This window comes from Intrasporangium sp. (genome assembly GCF_030452765.1).
In the GTDB taxonomy this organism is placed as follows: Bacteria; Actinomycetota; Actinomycetes; order Actinomycetales; family Dermatophilaceae; genus Intrasporangium_A.
In genome coordinates, this window is sequence record NZ_JAKDLO010000011.1 from 1 (window position 1) to 19,135 (window position 19,135).

A 19,135-nucleotide genomic window follows, 5' to 3' on the forward strand; every position below is an offset into this window, starting at 1 on the left:
TGCTCGGGGAGAGGATCTCGACGGAAAGAACGGGAGTGGTGGGCAGGTTCTTGTCGGTGCTGCCAGACACCAGCGTTGGAAGCGCCCATCTGTTCGCGTCCCTCTGCCAGACTTCGGACACGCGAGCCGACCGGCTCGCAGCCGCTGAACCCCGAGGAGGACGCCGTGACGCAGACTCCGGCTGCGGTGTCAGCCGACGAGCGGGCGCGTCTTGAGGCTGAGGCGGCGCGTCTGGTGGCTGTCGCCAAGGGCTCCGCGGACCCGGGTGGCGGCTTCGGCTGGCTCGACGAGGCGGCCCGGCTGGTGCCGGGTCGTCCTGTCGAGACGTGGGTCACCTGCCGGATGACGCATGTGTTCGCGTTGGCGGCCCTGCACGGGGACGTCTCGGCGCCCGAGTTCGTCGACCGTGGCGTGGCAGCGCTGACCTCGCTGCTGCGAGACCCGCGGCACGGCGGGTGGTTCTCCACGGCCGGCCCGGACGGTCGGGTCAAGGAGGGCTACGCCCACGCCTTCGTCGTGCTCGCCGCGGCCTCGGCCACCGGTGCCGGCCACCCGGACGGGCCGGGGCTGCTCGAGCAGGCCCTGGGCGTGGTGCTGGAGCGTTTCTGGGACGAGCAGCAGGGCCTGGTCGCCGACGTGTGGGACGCCGACTGGACGGTGCTGGACCCCTACCGGGGGGTCAACGCGAACATGCATACCGTGGAGGCGTTCCTGGCCGCGGCCGAGGTCACCGGTGAGCGGGTCTGGCTCGAGCGGGCGGTGCGCATCCTGGCTCGGGTCGTGGACGGGTTCGCGCGGGAGCACGGCTGGCGGCTGCCGGAGCACTTCGACGAGCGGTGGCGCCCGGTGCTGGGCTACAACATCGAGCAGCCCGCCGACCCGTTCCGTCCTTATGGGGTCACGATCGGGCACCTGTTCGAGTGGTCGCGGCTGGCCCTGCACGCGCGGACCGCGCTCGGGTCCGAGGCTCCCGGGTGGCTGCTGGCCGCCGCGGGCCACCTGTACCGTGCCGGTGTCGAGCACGGCTGGGCCGTGGACGGGGCGCCCGGCTTCGTGTACACGACCGACTTCCAGGACCGGCCGGTGGTGCGTGAACGGATGCACTGGGTGGTGGCCGAGGCGATCGCCGCCGCGTGGACCCTGCTGCGGGACACGGGTGAGAGCGCCTGCGCGGGCGACCTGGACCGGTGGTGGGCATACGCGCGCCGGTACCTGGTCGATGAGCGCGACGGGTCGTGGCGACACGAGCTCGACGCGCAGAACCGTCCCTCGAGCAGGGTGTGGTCCGGCCGGCCGGACGTCTACCACGCCTACCAGGCCACGATCCTGCCGCTGCTACCACCGGCCGCCAGCTTCATCGGCGCGGCCAAGGGCGGCTGGTGAAACACGCCGGGCGGTGTAGCAGGCTGGGCGGCCGCGCCGTCCGGTCGACCTCAGCAGCCCCGACCTGATGTGCGGAACGCGTCCCGCGACGCGAGAACCTCGCGCAGCTCGTGGTCGGCGTCGACGAGCGAGCGGCGCACCGCAGGGGTGAGGTCCTCGCGCCCCAACGTCGCGGCACTGAGTCGGGCCGTCCGCGCGGTGTGGACCTGGGGAAAGGCGAGGGTGACAACCTGGGCGACAGCGTCCTCACCCACCCACGCGGACATGGCCGGAACGTCGGCGAAGTACCGTGCGACATACGGCTCGACGAGCTCGTCGTCAGGCGCGGACCAGAAGCCCCTGGCAAGGTGGTTCATCTCGTAGTTCGACCGACCGTGTCGACCGGTGAGCTGCTCCCACGCCCACACCTTGGCCTGCGGGTCGGGGCGGCTCGCGCGGCACATGAGCGCGTTGAGCGATCCCTGCAGGGTGTCGTCCGTCTCGCGGAAGCGCTCGATGTCCCCGTCCGACAGAGCCCCCCGGCAGGCGAGCTTGCGCACGACGATCCACCTGAAGTCGCCGTCGTCCTCGAGCCCGGCCGGCAGGCCATGTCCGGTGGCCCATCCGCGCAGCAGGTCCTGGTCGTCACTCGTGCCCGCGACGAGCCGCGCGGCAGCCAGCGATGCCGTCGAGCCGGCCTCGGCGGACTCGAGCAGCGACACACCGACCGCGGCGAGCCTGCTGCGGGCCACCGCCCGCTCCCCCCGCGGGAGGAACACCCCGATGACGACCTGCTCGGCGTAGGCGGCCGCCCGGGTCTGGATCGACGAGTTCGGCTCACCGGCCCAGGCCGCTTCGAAGACGTCGAGAACCAGGGATGGTGGCATCGCGGCCGTGTGCACGCCGTCGACGAGCGCGGACCAGAGCACGGCGCGAGCCTGGGCGTCGGGAACCTGGCCGAGCTGGGCGGGCAGCGCGCTGATCGTCGCGTCCGACAGGACGACTCGCGCCCAGGTCAGGTCCGCCGCGTTCGGGACGAGCACCGCGGGCGCAGGTGTCCCGACGAGGCCGTCGAGCGATGTCTGCGCGGTGGTGATCGTCGCCATGACCCGGGCGGTCTGCTCGCCGTCGGTCCATCCCGCGACGTCGAGGGCGTGCGGCCGGTCGGCCGGGAACGCCATCGGTGCCTCGCGGGTCATCCTCGCCGCGACGACGCGGAGGTCCTGCACGCTCAGGTCGACGGCGATCGTGTCGCGGCCGGCGGTGAGCAGCCAGGCCTTGGCCCACGCATCGAGGTCCTTGCCACTACCGAGCTGGATCGCGGCGAGGAAGTCGGCGAGGGTGCCGTTGCCGTACGCGTTGACGGACAGGTACGACCGGACCCCGGCGATGAACCGGTCGTCGCCGGCGTAGGCGATCAGCTGCCGCAGTGCCGCGGCGCCCTTGGCGTAGGAGATGCCGTCGAAGTTCTGCAGCGCGCTCATTGCGTCGAGCGCCTCGACGCCGGCCACGGGGTGGGTCGACGGCGAGCGCTCGGCGCCATACCCCCACACCTTGCGCACGATCGACGAGTCGACCCACGCGTCCGTGTACTCCGTCGCGTCGACGAGGCAGCGGTGCGACATGTACTCGGCGAACGACTCGTTGAGCCAGAGGTCGTCCCACCACTTCATCGTGACGAGGTCGCCGAACCACATATGGGACAGCTCGTGCGCGATGGTGTTGGCGCGGGTGAGCAGCTCGTCGCGCGTGGCCGCACCCCGGTAGATGTACTGGTCGCGCAGGACGACACAGCCCGGGTTCTCCATCGCGCCGGCGTTGAACTCCGGCACGAACACCTGCTCGTAGGCGCCGAACGGGTAGCGGATGTCGAAGAGGCTGTGAAAGTAGTCGAACGACTGCCGCGTCACGGCGAAGATCTCGGTCGCGTGCCGCTCGAGCGGTTTCCTCAGCGACTGGCGGGAGTGAATGCCGAGAGGTATGCCGTCGTGCTCGTCTCGCACGGACGCCCAGGGCCCGGCGCAGACGGTCACGAAGTAGGTCGCGAGCGGCTTCGTCGTCGCGAGCACCCACTCCCCCGGCGCGGTCTCGGTGGCCGCGCCGTTGCCGATGACGGACCACTGTCGGGGCGTGCGCACCGTGACGTCGTAAGGCGCCTTGAGGTCGGGCTGGTCGAAGCAGGCGAAGACGCGCGGGGCGGCAGCGAGGAAGAGGTGTCCGTAGACATAGTCCTGCCCGTCGGCAGGATCGGTGGCCCGGTGCAGCCCCTGCCCGTCGTGGCTGTAGCCCATGACGGCATCGACGACCACCTCGTTCTCGGCGGCGAGAGCCGGCAGGGGCAGCCGGCCGTCGACGACAGTGGCGGGGTCGAGGTCACGGCCGTTGAGGCGGATCGAGGCGACCTCGCGCGCCCTGAGGTCGACCCAGCTGTCGGCACCCGGCGTATCGCACGTGAAGTGGATCTTCGCGACCGAGCCGAAGACCTCGGAGCCGCGGTCGAGATCGAGGTGGACGGCATACGAGACGACGTCGATGAGCGCGGAGCGTTCGTGCGCCTCAGCCAAGGTCAGACTGCGCATGAAGGCGAGCCTGCCAGATGGCTGGACACCGCGGCGTACGAGTAACGCAGGATTGTGGACGACCTCGCCGGCGCTCGGTCGGATCCTCACTCCGGTCGGCCCACCATGCCCTCGAGCCGCGAGATCCGCTGGTCCATCGGCGGGTGAGTGGCGAAGAGCCGGGAGACGTCCTGGGCCCGGAACGGGTTGGCGATCATCATGTGGCTCGCGTTCACGATGTTCTGCTGCGGGGCGAGCGGGGCGCGCTGGACGCCATACTCGAGCTTGCGCAGCGCGGACGCGAGTGCCAGCGGGTCACCCGTCAGCCGTGCGCCGTCCTCGTCCGCGTCGTACTCGCGGGTGCGGCTGATCGCCATCTGGATCATCATCGCCGCGAACGGCGCGAGCAGGCTCATCGCCAGCAGGGCGATCGGGTTGGCGCGGTCCTCGTCGGACCCGCCGCCGAACATGCCGAAGAACATGAGCATCTGCCCTATGGCGGTGATGACCCCGGCGATCGCGGCCGCGACCGAGCTGGTCAGGATGTCGCGGTTGTAGACGTGCATGAGCTCGTGGCCGAGCACCCCCCGCAGCTCTCGCTCGTCAAGCAACTGGAGGATGCCCTCGGTGCAGCAGACCGCGGCGTGCTTCGGGCTGCGCCCGGTCGCAAAGGCGTTCGGCGCCTGGGTCGGCGAGACGTAGAGGCGCGGCATCGGCTTGCCGGCGGCCGTGGACAGCTCGCGGACGATGCGGTACATCGCCGGCGCCTGCGCCTCGGAGACGGGATAGGCGTGCATCGCCCGGATCGCGAGCTTGTCCGAGTTCCAGTAGCCGTAGGCGGTGGTCCCGACGCCGATCAGAGCGAAGAGCCAGATGTAGCGGCCGCCCCCGATCAGCGAGCCGAGACCGAGCAGCAGCACCCAGATGGCGCCGAAGAGGGCAGCGGTCTTCAGCCCGTTGAAGTGATGTCGCATGCCCGTTGAACGTTCGACCAACGCGGCCCGTTCCGCGGCCTTCCTCGGCATCGAGAGTGCAGGCCTTCGCATCGAGAGTGCAGGCCTTCGCATCGAGAGTGCACATCCCGGCATCGAGAGTGCACTTCCCGGCATCGAGAGTGCAGATCTCGTGATCGAGCGTGCGCGTGTCGGCCGTCCCCCCGAAAGTAGGGGTCAGCAGGCGTCGCCTCCGTGGGCTCAGTGCTGCACTGTCGATCCGGAGTACAGCACTGTCGATCCGGAGTGCTGCACTGTCGATCCGGAGTACTGCACTGTCGATCTCAGGTGCCGAACAGACCGAGCAGGAGCTGCGGTTGGATGCTCACGGCGAGCAGGACGAGGACGCTCGCGACGAGCGCAACCGTGATCGCGAGCCGCCGGCCCGCCAGAACGGCACTGGGCCCGGCCTGGCCCGCGGCCGCTGGCTCCACCGGGGCGCTGCCCGTCTCGGCCTCGCTCGGGTTGAGCACCGGGCGCAGCCAACGCAGGTAGACCGCGACCCCGAGGACGGCGTTGCCGGCGGCGACGAGCGCGAGCCAGACCCACCCCTCGACGATGACCGGCCGGAACGCGACGATCTTGCCGACGAGCCCGATGACCCCGGGCGGCAGCCCCGCCAGGGAGGTCAGGGCCAGGGCCAGCGCGCCGGCTCGCCACGGACTACGCAACCACAGGCCCGCGTATGCCGCCATCCCGCGTCCGCGCGCCCCGACCTCCTGCACGGTGCGGGCGACGACGGCGAACGCCACGAGGGTGGCGGCGACATACGTGAGCAGGTAGATGCCGGCGGACCGCTGCCCGAGCGCCGAGATGCTGACGAGCGGCAGGATGACCCAGCCGGCCTGGGCCACCGTCGACCAGGCGAGCAACCGCACCACGTCGTCCTGGCGCAGTGCCATGACGTTGCCGAGCGTCATCGTCACGGCGGAGAGGACCGCGACGGCGAGCAGGCCGGGAGTGCCGAGGCCGCTCAGCGCCTGGACGAGCACGAGCAGCGCAGCCAGCGCACCGATCTTCGAGACGGTGGCCAGGAAGGTCGCGACCGCGGGGGTTGACCCCGCGTAGGCCGTCGGTGTCCATGCGTGGAACGGCACGAGTGAGAGCTTGAACCCGAGCCCGGCCAGGACGAGCACGAGCGAGAGGGACAGCAGCGCGACGGAGGGCGCCGGCGCAGCGGCGGCGACGGTGCCGGCTGGGACCTGCCCGGCCGCGAGCGCCGCGTCGGGGCTGAAGAAGGGGGCGCCGGTCGCGAGGAACCAGAGCGCCGCCCCGACGGCGAGCAGGGCGAAGGAGACGAGCGAGGTGACGAGCAGCTGCATCGCCCCGGCGAGCGCCGCGCGGGTGCCGGTCAGCGCGACGAGGGCGATGACGGGCAGGGTCGCGAGCTCGAGGGCGACCAGCCAGGTGCCGATGTCGCGGCTCGCGGCCACGACGACGGTGCCGGTCAGGGCGGTGAGGAACAGGATCGCCTCGATGGGCTCCCGGGTGCTCTCCGCGGGGCGAGCCCGCGCCACGGGCCAGGCGAGCGCGAGGCACACCGCGGCGGCGAGCCCGGCTCCGAGCTGCAGGCTGCTGCCCAGCGCGCCGGCTCGCCACAGGCACTCCGACGCGGCCATGGCCGAGGTGTACGGCGACGCCTCCCCGGGCGTGTAGGAGAACGACCCTCCGCCCGGCGAGAACCAGCCCGCGCTCAGGCAGAACGTGGTGCGGACCGTACCGGCGCCGGCGGCGACGCCCGGGATGGCGGCACCAGCGGCACCGAGCGACGCGACGGCGGCGACGGCATACGGCAGGCCTCTGAGCCGGGGCACGACGAGGTCCGCGACGAGCACGACGAGCACCCCTGCGAGAGGGATCAGCGCGGGCAGCAGGGTGACGACGTCGATGGCGAGACCGGTCATCGGCGCACCGCCTCGAGCAGCCCGGCCGCGTCGGCGTTCGACAGGTGCAGCAACAGCTGGGGTCCGACACCGAGCACGACGGTGGCGCCGACGAGCGCGACCACGACTGCGCGCCGGGCCCCGCGCAGGTCGCGCACCGGGGATGCAGCCGGGTCGCTGCCCTCCCCCGCCCAGACGATCCGGATGACGCGCACCGCGTAGCCGGCCGCGATGGCCAACCCGACGGCACCGAGAACGACACAGACCCGCAGGAGCGCGACGGGGCGCCCGGGCGCCGGGAACCACGCGGCGTACAGGGCGAGGAACTCCCCCCAGAAGCTGACCAGACCGGGCAGGCCGAGCGCCGCGGCGAACCCGAACACCAAGGGGAGCCCGAATCGGGGAGCCGTGTCGCGCAAGGCCACCCGCGCGACAGCAAGGTCGGCCGACCCCCACTGTTCCTTGAGGTCGCCGACGACGAAGAAGAGCAGCGACGCGACGACGCCGTGGGCGATGTTGCCGAAGAGCGCCGCCTGCAGGCCGGTGTGGCTCCCGGAGGCAAGGGCGAGCACGACGAAACCCATGTGCGCCACGGACGAGTAGGCGACCAGCCGCTTGAGGTCGCGCTCGACGAGACAGGCGAGGCCTCCCCAGACGATCCCGACGACGCCGAGCACGGCGAGCACGGGCGAGAGCGTGGCCACCCCGTCGGGCACGGTGGCGACGGCGAGCCGGACGATGCCGTAGGTGCCCATCTTGAGCAGCACCGCGGCAAGCAGTACCGAGCCCGCCGTCGGGGCGATCGTGTGCGCCGCGGGCAGCCACGTGTGCAGCGGCCAGATCGGCACCTTGATGCCGAGACCGGCCAGGAGCAGCGCGGCGACAGCGAGCTGCACACCGTGGGGCATGCCACTGCCGTGGGCCGCGGCGAGCACCCCGAGGTCGGAGCTGCCCTGGTGGTAGACGAGGAAGAGGATGCCGACGAGCATGAGTGTCGAGCCGAGCACGGTGAAGAAGATGAACCGCCCGGCGGCGTCGGCGCGCACGGCGTCGGTGCGGTGATGGTCGCCGAACCGGCGGATGAGCACCCACATCGGCACGAGGACGACCTCGAAGGCGACGAAGAACAGCAGCGCGTCGCGGGCCAGGAAGGTTCCCAGGGCACCGGCCTCGACGAGCAGGACGCAGCCGAGCAGGGTCGAGCGGGTGCCCCCCTCGGGGGGCGGCCCGTGCAGGGTGTGCAGGACGATGCCGACGGTGAGCAGCACGGTCAGCAGGATGAGCGCGATCGAGATGCCATCCGGTGCCAGGTGCCACCGGATGCCGAGGGCCCGGATCCACATGACGTCGACCTCGAGCCGCAGTGCCGAGACGACGACGGCGAGCCCCGCGGTGGCAACCGAGGCGACGAGCGCGACAGCGCGGTCGGCTCCCGAGACCGGCGGCATCGCGAGCAACAGGATCGCCGCGACGAGCGGCACCAGCACGAGGATCGTCACCGCCATACCGTCACCCCCAGGACCGCGACGACGACGACACCCGCGACGACCCCGATGAGGCCGAGCGAGGGCACCGCCCGGTGGGTCCGCTGCCCCGCCCGGCCCACGGCACGGGTCGTCGCCGCGAAGGCCCGTGGGTAGGCATCGAGCACGTCACGGTCGAGGAAGACGACGAGCCGGGCCGTCGCGACGACGGCCCGGCCGAAGGCGGCGTATGCCGTGTCGGCGCCCAGCCCGGCGACCGCGGCGGCCCGCACGGGCTGCGGCAGCACGTCCGCGGCGTCGCGCTGCCCGCGCCGCGCGACCACCCACACCGCCCAGGCGGCCCCGGCGATCAGCAGCACGGAGACGACTGCGGAGAGCCAGCCGACGTGGATACTCCCGGGCAGGGTGAGCAGGAGCAGTGTCCCGAGCACGCTCCCCGCGGCGAGCGCCGCGACGGAGGCCGTGCGCAGCAACGCCAGCAGCTCGGTGTCCGACCACCAGCCCCGCCAGGGGGCGACCTGCACCGACGGCCGATGCTCGGAAGGCGCCGGCGGCGTCTCGTCGACCAGCTCCGGATCGGGTTCGCCCGCGCTCGTCTGCTCGGGTGGGCGTTCCGTCCCAGCCGCCACGACGGCCCCGTCAGGCGACCAGGCCACACCAGCGAGCCGGCTGTTCGTGACCGAGCCGGCCGGGGCACCGACCCGTTCGACCTCGAGCGCTCCGTTCGCGGGCCGGCGCGCGGGCTGGGGTCCGTTCGCGAGGACGAGCCACGCGCGAGTGCAGTAGGCGGCGGTCAGCAGCACCGTGGCGAACAGGGCCACCACGACGACCCAGGCCCGAAACCCGGCCCCGTCGGCCGCGCCCTCGAGTGCCGCGTCGATGACGGTGTCCTTGGTGAAGAAGCCGACGAGCGGCGGCACCCCGGCCAGCGCGGCGAACCCGATCGCCATCCCCCACCGCAGCACGACGCCGGAGCGCACGTGCCCAGCCATCGGCGCGAGCGCGGTCGAGCCCGCGATCACGGCGAGCCACCCGCCGCCGAGGAAGAGCAGCGCCTTGAAGAACGCGTGCCCGACCAGGTGCCCCATCCCCGGGCCGACGCCGAACGCCGCCGGGGCCGCCGCGAGCGCGGACAGCATGATCGCCACCTGGCTCAGCGTGGAGTAGGCGAGCAGCCGCTTGAGGTCGCTCTGCGCGAAGGCGAGGGCAGCGGCATACACCATCGTGATCGCGGCCAGCACCGCGAGGACGGTGCGGGCCGCGTCGTTGCCGGCATAGAGGCTGAACAGGCGCGCGATGACATAGCTGCCCGCCGCGACCATCGTCGCCGCGTGGATGAGCGCGGACACGGGCGTCGGGCCCTCCATCGCGTCGGGGAGCCAGTCGTGGAACGGCACCAGGCCGGACTTGCCGGCGATCCCGAACACGACGCAGACCAGGCCGAAGGTCAGCAGGCCGGTCCGGCCCGGCTCGGTGAGGACGGCGAACAGGTCGGTGCTGCGGGCGCGGACCGACAACGTGATGAGGCCCACGACCATCGCGATGTCGGCGATGCGGGTGACCATGAAGGCCTTGTATGCCGCCCGCCGGGCCGCCGCTCGCTCGCTGTCGTGGCCGATGAGCAGCCACGAGCACCAGCCCATGATCTCCCAGCCGACGAGGGTCAGGACGAGGTCTGCGGACTGGACGAGCAGGAGCATGCCCGCCGCGAAGAGCGAGACCCCGGCGGCGAACTGGGGGTAGCGGGCATCCTCGCGCAGGTACCAGACGGTGTAGGCCTGGATCGTGAGGACGACGAACGCGACGACGAATCCGATGAGCCCCGACAGCTCGTCGGAGAGCAGGTGCAGCGGCGCGCTGAGGTCACCCAGCGGCAGGGCACCGAAGGTGTCGATGTCGCCGGTGCCCAGCGGTGCGACCCACTGGATCAGGGCCAGCACCGTCGTCGCGACGGCCGCCCCGACCGCGATGCGCTGAGCGGCCGGCCGGGACCGGGCGAGCAGCAGCCCGGCGAGCCCGGCCAGGGCCGGCACGAGCACGACGAGGCGCACGACCCACGTCATGGCTCGCTCACCTCCTCGGCGGCAAGAGCGGCCGGGTCGGTTCGGTCGGTTGGGTCGCGCTCGGTGTGCTCGGGGGCTCCCTTGGTGAGGTCGGGCACGGCCGTGAGGTCGATGTGCCCGAAGCGGCGGAACATCACCAGGATGACCGCGAGTGCGATGCTGATCTCGGCGGCGGCGATCGTGACGACGAAGAGCGTCACGACCGAACCGGCGGCCAACGGCGCGTCCGGCCGGGACCCGGCGGTGACGAGCAGCAGGTTCGCCGCGTTGAGGATGAGCTCGACGCCGATGAGCACGAGGACCGCGTTGCGGCGCGCGATGACGCCGTAGACGCCCAGGCCGGCGAGGACCGCGGCGAGCATGACGGGCCACTGCAGGTGGATCACGACCGGGACCTCCTGGCCAGGACGACCCGCGAGACGGCGAAGGCACCGACCAGCGCGACGAGCAGCAGCACGGAGAGCAGCTCGAACGGCCAGACCCACGTGCCGAAGATGGCCGACGCGATCTGCTGGGTCGTCACGACCGGGGTGTCGAGGTCGACGGACTGCTGACCGATGACCGGTAGGGTGGCGGCGGCGACGAGCGCGGTCGTGGCCGCACCGAGCAGGGCCGCGACGACCCGCTGCCACACCGGTGCGTCGATGTCGGGCTGCGGGCCGATCGGCGCCCGGGTCAGCATGAGGGCGAACAGGACGAGCACGACGATCGCCCCGACGTAGACGAGCAGCTGCACGATCCCGACGAGCTCCTGCCCGAGCACGATGTAGCAGCCGGCGAGCGAGCCGAGGCAGACGAGCAGCCACAGGGCCGCGTGGACGACGTGACGGGTGGAGACGGCGAGCAGCCCGGACAGGGCGGTGATGACGCCGACGACGACGAAGACGATGTCCCGTGTCGTCACACGTCACCGTCCGCGGGCGGGACGGGAGGCGTCTGCTGCGGATCGGCGCGCGGCGGACGGGACGGGCGGCCGGGGCCCGGGGCGCGCTCCCCTCGGACCGGCCGGGCAGGTCGGGCCGGTTTCGCGGCCGCGGTCACCTCGGCCGGGTCGGCGCTGCCGGGGTCGAGAGCAGGCGGGGCCGGGACGGTGGCCATCCACTGGCTGAGCCGCGGCTTCTCGTGGAGCAGGTCGTGGATGTCGAGCTCGGCGTACTCGAACTCGGGGCTCCAGAAGAGCGCGTCGAACGGGCACACCTCCACGCAGATGCCGCAGTACATGCACAGCGAGTAGTCGATGGCGAACCGGTCGAGGACGTTGCGCTGCCGGGCGCGGCCGCCCTCGGTCGTCGGGGGTAGCTCCTCCTTGTGCGAGTCGATGTAGATGCACCAGTCGGGACACTCACGGGCACAGAGCATGCACGAGGTGCAGTTCTCGTCGAGCAGCGCGATGACGCCGCGGCTGCGTGGCGGCAGCTGCGGGCGGACGTCGGGGTACTCCGCCGTGTGCGTGTGGCGGGTCATCGTGCGCGCGGTCGTCGCGAGCCCCTGCACGATCCCGGGGAGTATGCCGCTCAGTCCGCTCCCCCCGCGCCCGCCGTCCGGCTCGCCGCCCTTCACCTTCGAGGGAGCGCCCCCGGGCGGGGAGAGGTCGACGACCGGCCGTTCCAGGTCGTCGGGATCCGGTCTGTCGAGGTTGCCGGTCATCGCATCATCACCACTCCCACCGCTGTGACCGCCAGCTGGAGCAGGGCGATCGGGACGAGCCACACCCAGGCGAGGCGCTGCAGCTGGTCCTCGCGCAGGCGCGGCCACGACACGCGGAACCAGATGACGACGACGGCGAGGACCAGGCCCTTGAGCAGGGTCCAGAGCCACCCGACGGTCGCGGCCCACGGGCCGGCCCAGCCACCGAGGAACAGCACGGCGAACAGGAGCGCCATGACGACGATCCCGGCGTACTCGGCGAGCAGGAAGAACGCGAAGCGCAGGCCGGTGTACTCGGTATAGGGGCCGAAGACGATCTCGGAGTCGGCGACCGGCATGTCGAACGGGACCCGCTGCAGCTCGGCGAGCCCGGCGACGAAGAAGACGAGCGCACCGGGCAGCTGCCAGAGCAGCCACCAGGGGGTCCACGCCTGCGCGATCCCGACGAGCGAGAGCGTGCCGGCGGCGAGGGCGACCGAGGCGACGACCAGGACCATGGGCAGCTCGTAGGACACCAGCTGGGCGGCGGCCCGCATCGCCCCGAGCAGGGAGTACTTGTTCGCCGAGGCCCAACCGGCCATGAGCGTGCCGATGATGCCGACCCCGATGACGGCCAGGACGAGCAGCGCGCTCGCGTCGACCTTCGCGCCGACGACGCCCGGAGCCAGGGGAATCACCGCGAGCGCCACGAGGTAGGGCACGAGCGCGACACCGGGGGCCAGCCGGAAGGCCGACCGGTCGGCACGGGCCGGGACGACGTCCTCCTTCTGCACGAACTTGATCCCGTCGGCGAGCAGCTGGGCCCAGCCGTGGAACCCACCGGCGTACATCGGCCCGAGCCGGCCCTGCATGTGTGCCATCACCTTGTGCTCGGTCTGCCCGACGAGCAGGGGCAGGACGAGGAAGGCGGCGAGGACGGCGACCGCCCGCAGCACGACCTCGAGCCAGGTGAGCCCGCTCATCGCGGGCCCCACTCGGGCGGCGGGACCCCCGGTGCCTGGACCCGGCGCCGCGACGGAGCGCCGCTGCGGAGCCCCTCGCCATGCCCTTCCCCGGGCTCCTTGGCGCCGGGCCAGGGCTTGCTCGCGCGAGCCGCAAGCATGAACGACTTGCGCAGCGGAGTCCCCTCGAACCCGTCCGGGAGCAGCAGCGGGCGCAGACCCAGCCCCGTGCCGTCGTCGAACCCGGCGAAGTCGATCCCGAACATCTCGTGGGTCTCCCGCTCGTGCCAGGCGGCGCCGTGGAAGACCGGGGTCAACGACGCGACCGCTGCCCCGTCCGGGACCCGGGTGCGCAGCAGCACGGAGCGCAGCCGTTCGGGTGCAGTGACGTCGAGCAGGTGGACGACGACGTCGAAGCCGGGCTCGTCCGTCGCGTCGGTCTGATCGACTGCGGTGAGCCAGTCGAAGTACGAGAAGCCTTGCGACACGTGGTCGCCCACGCTCGAGACCCACTCGGCGAGTGGGATCTCGACGGCCTGGGTGACCTTCACCGGGCCACCTGCCCGGCCGGCCCGTGCCTCGCGTCGAGAAGGAGCGGGCGGCTCAGCTCGGCGGCGCTGGGGGTGCGGTGAGCGGCATACTTGCGTCGCAGGGCGGCACCCGAGAGCGACTCGGCGGCGATCTTCTCCTGCAGGCGGATGATCCCTTGCAGCAGAGCCTCCGGGCGCGGCGGGCAGCCGGGCACGTAGACGTCGACGGGGATGATCTGGTCGACGCCCTTCGTCACGCAGTAGGAGTCCCAGTAGGGGCCGCCGGAGTTGGAGCAGGCGCCGAAGGAGATGACGTACTTCGGCTCGGGCATCTGGTCGTAGAGCCGCCGGATCGCCGGCGCCATCTTGTCGGTGACGGTGCCGGAGACGACCATCAGGTCGGCCTGCCGGGGGCCCGGCGCGAACGGGATGACGCCGAGCCGGATGAAGTCGTGGCTGCCCATCGAGGTCGCGATGAACTCGATGGCACAACACGCGAGGCCGAAGTTGAAGACCCACAGGGAGTAGCGCCGCCCCCAGTTGAGCACGACCTTGATCGGGCGCGGGGCGTGCTCGGCGAGCGGGCCGACCCGCGGCATCGGCAGGTCGACGGGCATCACACCCACCTCAGCAGGCCGCGGCGGGCGGCGTGGGCCAGGCCGAGCACGACGACGGCGATGAAGATGCCCATCTCGACGAGGCTCGCGAGGCCGAGGTCTGCATCGCGGATGATCGTCGCCCACGGGTACAGGTAGACCGCGTCGACGGCGAAGATGACATAGAGGAACGCGAAGACGAAGTAGCGCACCTTCGTCTGGGCCCAGCCCTCGCCCACCGGGTCGACTCCGGACTCGTAGGTCGTCAGCTTCGCCGGGACCGGCGCACGCGGCGCGAGCAGGCTCCGGGCGAGCATCGCCGCGGTGACGAGCAGCACACCCGCGCCGAGGACCGCCGCCACGACGATGTACCCGGACATGTTCGTCAGCCTAGCCACCACAGGCCAGGATGCCGCTCAGCCCGGCCGGGATTCCGCGCTGCGGTGGATCAGGGCGAACCGCCGATCACGACGGCACGCGCGGCGCGCCGTCCCACGTGGTGGGGATCTCCCACTCGGTCTGCACCGCACGTTCTACGATGGAAAGGACCCACGAGAACGACGAGGACATCGCCAGCATGAGCACCACAACGGTCAAGCGGCTCGATCGCGTCATCATCCGGTTCGCCGGTGACTCCGGTGATGGTATGCAGCTCACCGGCGACCGGTTCACCTCGCAGACGGCCCTGCTCGGCAACGACCTGTCGACGCTGCCGAACTTCCCCGCCGAGATCCGCGCGCCGCAGGGGACCCTGCCTGGGGTGTCGAGCTTCCAGCTGCATTTCGCCGACCACGCGGTCCTGACGCCCGGCGACGCCCCGGACGTCCTCGTCGCGATGAACCCCGCGGCGCTCATGGCCAACCTGCCCGACCTGCCACGCGGCGCCACCCTCATCGTCAACACCGACGAGTTCACCAAGCGCAACCTGGCCAAGGTCGGCTACCCGACGAACCCGCTCGAGGACGGCACGCTCGAGAGCTACGACGTGCACCCCGTCGCCCTGACGTCCATCACGGTCGAGGCGCTGACCGGGTTCGAGGGCCTGACCCGCAAGGAGAAGGAGCGGGCGAAGAACATGTTCGCCCTCGGGCTGCTCTCCTGGCTCTACACGCGGCCCATGGAGGGCACCGAGCTGTTCCTCAAGGCGAAGTTCGCCGGGCAGCCCGAGATCCTCGCCGCCAACCTCACTGCGCTGCGGGCCGGCTACAACTACGGCGAGACGACCGAGGACTTCGCCAACGCCTACGAGGTCGCGCCCGCCGCGATGCCGGCCGGGACCTACCGCAACATCACCGGCAACGTCGCCCTCGCCCTCGGCCTGGTCACCGCCGCACACAAGGCGGGGCTGCGGCTCTTCCTCGGCTCGTACCCGATCACCCCGGCCTCCGACATCCTGCACACGCTCTCGGGCCTCAAGCGCTACGGCGTGACGACCATGCAGGCCGAGGACGAGATCGCCGGCGTCGGCGCGGCGCTCGGCGCGAGCTTCGGAGGTGCCCTCGGCGTCACCACGACCTCGGGGCCGGGGCTGGCCCTCAAGGCCGAGACGATCGGCCTCGCGGTCTCGCTCGAGCTTCCGCTCGTCGTGTGCGACATCCAGCGGGGCGGACCCTCGACCGGCCTGCCGACCAAGACCGAGCAGGCCGACCTGCTCCAGGCCCTCTTCGGGCGCAACGGCGAGTCGCCCGTGGCTGTGCTCGCCCCGGCGACCCCCGGCGACTGCTTCGACATCGCCCTCGAGGCGGTACGGATCGCGACCACCTACCGCACCCCGGTCATCGTGCTGTCCGACGGCTACCTCGCCAACGGGTCCGAGCCGTGGCAGGTCCCGAGGACGGCCGACCTGCCCGACCTGCGGGTCGAGTTCGCGACCGAGCCCAACGGCGCGAACGCGGACGGCACGCCGGTCTTCCACCCCTACCTACGGGACCCCGAGACCCTGGCCCGACAGTGGGCCGTCCCGGGCACCCCAGGGCTCGAGCACCGCGTCGGCGGCATCGAGAAGGCCGACGTCACCGGCAACATCTCCTACGACCCCGACAACCACGACCACATGGTGCGCCTGCGCCAGGCCAAGATCGACGGCATCCGCGTGCCCGACCTGCAGGTCGAGGACCCGACCGGCGGTGCGCGGCTGCTCGTACTCGGCTGGGGATCGACCTACGGCCCGATCGCCGCCGGCGTCCGGCTGGCCCGAGCACTCGGGACCAAGGTGGCCCAGGCCCACCTGCACCACCTCGCCCCGCTGCCCGCCAACACCGGCGACGTGCTGCGGGCCTACGACCATGTCATCGTCCCCGAGATGAACCTCGGCCAGCTCGCGATGCTGTTGCGCGCGAGGTTCCTCGTCGACATCCAGTCCCACACGGCCGTGCGCGGGCTCCCGTTCCCTGCGACGGAGCTGGCCGACGTCATCGCGCGCGCAGTCAAGGAGTAGGTGCCGTGACCACCGACGAAACCGTCCAGACCACCCCTGTCGGCCCCGGTCCCACGCCCGGCTCGGCCGAGTCCGGCACGGCCAGGGTGCCGCGGCTGGCCGAAGGTGAGTCCCTCGGCAAGAAGGACTTCACCTCCGACCAGGAGGTGCGCTGGTGCCCCGGTTGTGGCGACTACGTCATCCTCGCGGCGATCCAGGGCCTGCTGCCCCAGCTCGGTCTCAAGCGCGAGAACATCGTCTTCATCTCCGGCATCGGCTGCTCGTCCCGCTTCCCGTACTACCTCGACACGTATGGCATGCACTCGATCCACGGCCGTGCTCCGGCGATCGCGACCGGGCTCGCGACGAGCCGCGAGGACCTGTCGGTCTGGGTCATCACCGGCGACGGCGACTCGCTCTCGATCGGGGGCAACCACCTCATCCACGCGATGCGCCGCAACGTCAACCTCAAGATCCTGCTGTTCAACAACGAGATCTACGGCCTGACCAAGGGCCAGTACTCCCCCACCTCGCGCGTCGGGCAGGTGACCAAGTCGACGCCGCTCGGGTCGGTCGACCAGCCGTTCAACCCGGTCTCCCTCGCCCTCGGGGCCGATGCCGGCTTCGTGGCCCGCACCCTCGACAACGACCGCAAGCACCTGACCTCGGTGCTGCAGGCCGCCGCGGACCACCGTGGGTCCGCGCTCATCGAGATTTACCAGAACTGCCCGATCTTCAACGACGGGGCCTTCGAGGTCCTCAAGGACCGGACCTCGGCGCAGGCCCGGATCATCCACCTGGAGGCAGGCCAGGAGGTCACGCTGGGAGACCAGGTGGCCATCTGGGACGAGGTGAGCGGCATACGTCTCGTGCCGCGCGAGCAGGCCGACCCCGCACGCATCGTCGTGCACCACCCCGAGGCGGCCGACCCGTCGACCGCCTACGCGCTCTCGCGGCTCGACACCCCTGACATGACGCACGTGCCGATGGGGATCTTCCGGAACGTGACGCGGCGCACCTACGACGACGCCGTGCGCGAGCAGGTCGCGGCGGCGCAGACAGCTCCGGTGACCGATGCGGACATCGATGCCCTCCTCGCCGGACAGGATCCCTGGACCGTGAGCGCGTGACGTCGGGCCGACCGGCGTCCCCGACCCTGAGTCCCCCACGGGGGGTGCGCGCCAGGTTCGGCGGTGGTCTCTCGGAGACCGGGTGGGGAACCGTCCTCGGCTTCACCGCCTATGGCCTCTGGGGGTTCTTCCCGCTCTACTTCGATGCCCTGACCCCCGCGGGGCCATGGGAGATCCTGTCGCACCGGATCCTGTGGACCCTCGCCTTCTGCGCGCTCGTCCTGCTCGTGACCCGGGACTGGCGCTGGCTCGGGCCGATCTTCCGCGACCGACGGCTGCTCGGTGGCCTTGTCCTCGCTGGGGTGTTCATCGCGACGAACTGGCTCGTCTACGTTGCGGCGGTCCTGTCCGGGCACACGAGTGAGGCGGCGCTCGGCTACTTCCTCAACCCGCTCGTGACGGTCGCGCTCGGGGTCGTCGTGCTCGGTGAACGGCTGCGGGTGCTGCAGTGGGCCGCCGTCGGCATCGGTGTCGTGGCCGGGCTCTTCCTCGCCATAGCCGGCGGGCACGTGCCGTACGTGGCGCTCACCCTCGCCTTCTCGTTCGCGCTCTACGGCCTGATCAAGAAGAAGCTCGGGGCGACCCTGCCCGCGCTGCACGGGTTGACCGTCGAGACCATCGTGCTGGCCCCCGCCGCGGCGGTCATCCTGCTCGTGCTGGGTCGCCAGGGCGACCTGACCTTCGGCGGGTACGGCCCGTTGCACACCTGGCTGCTCGTCGGCGCAGGCGTCGCGACGGCGCTCCCGCTGCTCTGCTTCGCCGCTGCAGCCCGGCGCATCCCGCTCGTGTCGATCGGGCTGATCCAGTTCGTCACGCCGGTGCTGCAGCTGCTCTGCGCCGTGCTGCTGCTCGGCGAGCACATGCCGACCGAGCGCTGGATCGGCTTCGCGATCGTCTGGGTCGCGCTCATCCTGCTGACCGCCGACTCGCTGCTCAGCCTGCGAGGCTCCCGCACCGAGGAGCGCGACATCCCCGTGGATGACTGCCCCCGCTGACGCGCTGCGGCTGCCTGGGTGCGTCCCGGCGCGCCGCCGTTCGGGACGCGCCGCCGTTCGGGACGCGCCGCCGTTCGGGACCCGGTTCATAGCAGAGCCGTTCGGGGCTCCTGGCCCAGCTCGCTCGCGTCACCGCCATCCGGACCTGCACATCACCAGTCAGGTCACGATTCATGTCACCGCGAACGCGGCTGTCACGCACGGCGGCATACCGGTCCGCGACATGACAGGTGACCTGACCTTGCGAGGCGGGCCCATGCTCAGCTTGTCTCGTGATCGGTGGGACGCAGCGCTCTTCGCAGATCGAGTCAGCCCTGCGTCGCTCGGGCCAGCCGGGCTGCAGGCCCTACGATGCCAAGGCGCCGTCGTTGCAGGCGGTTGGGCTCTCTGCGAGAGTGGCGCCGGAGTCACCTGCATCGTCGCAGTGCTCGGCATAGGATCCGGCTCTGGCACGAACTACACCCTGCTCTTCCTCGTCGCCGGCATCGTCGCGGTGCTCGGCGCCGCTGCCATCGTCCCGATCAAGAAGGTGCGCTGA

General features: G+C 71.5%; 17 protein-coding genes. 5 read left to right on the top strand and 12 right to left on the bottom strand.

Annotated elements, in window-relative coordinates; genetic code table 11:
• Positions 1-165 precede the first annotated feature (165 nt).
• Positions 166-1,383 carry an AGE family epimerase/isomerase gene (locus L0H79_RS02580; RefSeq protein WP_301482979.1) on the top strand — a complete coding sequence of 406 codons (1,218 nt, stop codon included), beginning with the start codon at positions 166-168 and terminating at the stop codon, positions 1,381-1,383.
• Positions 1,384-1,433: 50 nt separating this feature from the next.
• Here the strand turns inward: L0H79_RS02580 and pepN are convergent, their stop codons facing one another.
• The 12 genes from pepN to L0H79_RS02640 form a co-directional block, all read right to left on the bottom strand.
• Positions 1,434-3,941: an aminopeptidase N gene (gene pepN / locus L0H79_RS02585; RefSeq protein WP_301482980.1), complete on the bottom strand. Its 2,508-nt coding sequence runs from the start codon at positions 3,939-3,941 to the stop codon at positions 1,434-1,436.
• Positions 3,942-4,027: 86 nt separating this feature from the next.
• Positions 4,028-4,894: a zinc metalloprotease HtpX gene (gene htpX, locus L0H79_RS02590; protein ID WP_301482981.1), complete on the bottom strand. Its 867-nt coding sequence runs from the start codon at positions 4,892-4,894 to the stop codon at positions 4,028-4,030.
• A gap of 302 nt (positions 4,895-5,196) precedes the next feature.
• Positions 5,197-6,816, bottom strand: a complete 1,620-nt coding sequence (locus L0H79_RS02595) for an NADH-quinone oxidoreductase subunit N (protein WP_301482982.1) — start codon at positions 6,814-6,816, stop codon at positions 5,197-5,199.
• Complete coding sequence (locus L0H79_RS02600) at positions 6,813-8,300, bottom strand: NuoM family protein (RefSeq protein ID WP_301482983.1); 1,488 nt, start codon at positions 8,298-8,300, stop codon at positions 6,813-6,815. Before L0H79_RS02600 ends, L0H79_RS02595 begins: the two co-directional genes overlap by 4 nt.
• Positions 8,291-10,342, bottom strand: a complete 2,052-nt coding sequence (locus L0H79_RS02605; RefSeq protein WP_301482984.1) for an NADH-quinone oxidoreductase subunit L — start codon at positions 10,340-10,342, stop codon at positions 8,291-8,293. The genes L0H79_RS02600 and L0H79_RS02605 overlap by 10 nt, the downstream gene beginning before the upstream one ends.
• Positions 10,339-10,728 (bottom strand): NADH-quinone oxidoreductase subunit NuoK, encoded by a 390-nt coding sequence (gene nuoK / locus L0H79_RS02610; RefSeq protein ID WP_301482985.1) that lies wholly within the window; start codon positions 10,726-10,728, stop codon positions 10,339-10,341. Before nuoK ends, L0H79_RS02605 begins: the two co-directional genes overlap by 4 nt.
• On the bottom strand, positions 10,725-11,246 hold the full coding sequence (locus L0H79_RS02615) for an NADH-quinone oxidoreductase subunit J (protein WP_301482986.1): 522 nt from the start codon (positions 11,244-11,246) through the stop codon (positions 10,725-10,727). The genes nuoK and L0H79_RS02615 overlap by 4 nt, the downstream gene beginning before the upstream one ends.
• A complete protein-coding gene (locus L0H79_RS02620) occupies positions 11,243-11,989 on the bottom strand; it encodes an NADH-quinone oxidoreductase subunit I (RefSeq protein ID WP_301482987.1) in 747 nt (248 codons plus the stop codon). The genes L0H79_RS02615 and L0H79_RS02620 overlap by 4 nt, the downstream gene beginning before the upstream one ends.
• Positions 11,986-12,951, bottom strand: coding sequence for a complex I subunit 1 family protein (locus L0H79_RS02625; RefSeq protein ID WP_301482988.1), 966 nt, complete (start codon positions 12,949-12,951; stop codon positions 11,986-11,988). Before L0H79_RS02625 ends, L0H79_RS02620 begins: the two co-directional genes overlap by 4 nt.
• Positions 12,948-13,481, bottom strand: a complete 534-nt coding sequence (locus L0H79_RS02630) for an NADH-quinone oxidoreductase subunit C (RefSeq protein WP_301482989.1) — start codon at positions 13,479-13,481, stop codon at positions 12,948-12,950. The genes L0H79_RS02625 and L0H79_RS02630 overlap by 4 nt, the downstream gene beginning before the upstream one ends.
• Positions 13,478-14,077 carry an NADH-quinone oxidoreductase subunit B gene (locus tag L0H79_RS02635; protein ID WP_301482990.1) on the bottom strand — a complete coding sequence of 200 codons (600 nt, stop codon included), beginning with the start codon at positions 14,075-14,077 and terminating at the stop codon, positions 13,478-13,480. The genes L0H79_RS02630 and L0H79_RS02635 overlap by 4 nt, the downstream gene beginning before the upstream one ends.
• Positions 14,077-14,436 (bottom strand): NADH-quinone oxidoreductase subunit A, encoded by a 360-nt coding sequence (locus tag L0H79_RS02640; RefSeq protein ID WP_301482991.1) that lies wholly within the window; start codon positions 14,434-14,436, stop codon positions 14,077-14,079. The genes L0H79_RS02635 and L0H79_RS02640 overlap by 1 nt, the downstream gene beginning before the upstream one ends.
• 197 nt (positions 14,437-14,633) lie before the next feature.
• Between L0H79_RS02640 and L0H79_RS02645 the strand changes: the two genes are divergently transcribed.
• The 4 genes from L0H79_RS02645 to L0H79_RS02660 all read left to right on the top strand — a co-directional run bounded on the left by L0H79_RS02645 (position 14,634) and on the right by L0H79_RS02660 (position 19,135).
• The gene (locus L0H79_RS02645; RefSeq protein ID WP_301482992.1) at positions 14,634-16,493 is read left to right on the top strand and encodes a 2-oxoacid:acceptor oxidoreductase subunit alpha; all 1,860 of its coding nucleotides are present in this window, start codon (positions 14,634-14,636) and stop codon (positions 16,491-16,493) included.
• 86 nt (positions 16,494-16,579) lie between these two features.
• Positions 16,580-17,602, top strand: coding sequence for a 2-oxoacid:ferredoxin oxidoreductase subunit beta (locus L0H79_RS02650; RefSeq protein WP_301483014.1), 1,023 nt, complete (start codon positions 16,580-16,582; stop codon positions 17,600-17,602).
• 44 nt (positions 17,603-17,646) lie between these two features.
• Positions 17,647-18,597: an EamA family transporter RarD gene (gene rarD, locus L0H79_RS02655; protein ID WP_301482993.1), complete on the top strand. Its 951-nt coding sequence runs from the start codon at positions 17,647-17,649 to the stop codon at positions 18,595-18,597.
• Entirely contained in the window at positions 18,581-19,135 is a 555-nt protein-coding gene (locus tag L0H79_RS02660) for a hypothetical protein (protein ID WP_301482994.1), read from the top strand. Before rarD ends, L0H79_RS02660 begins: the two co-directional genes overlap by 17 nt.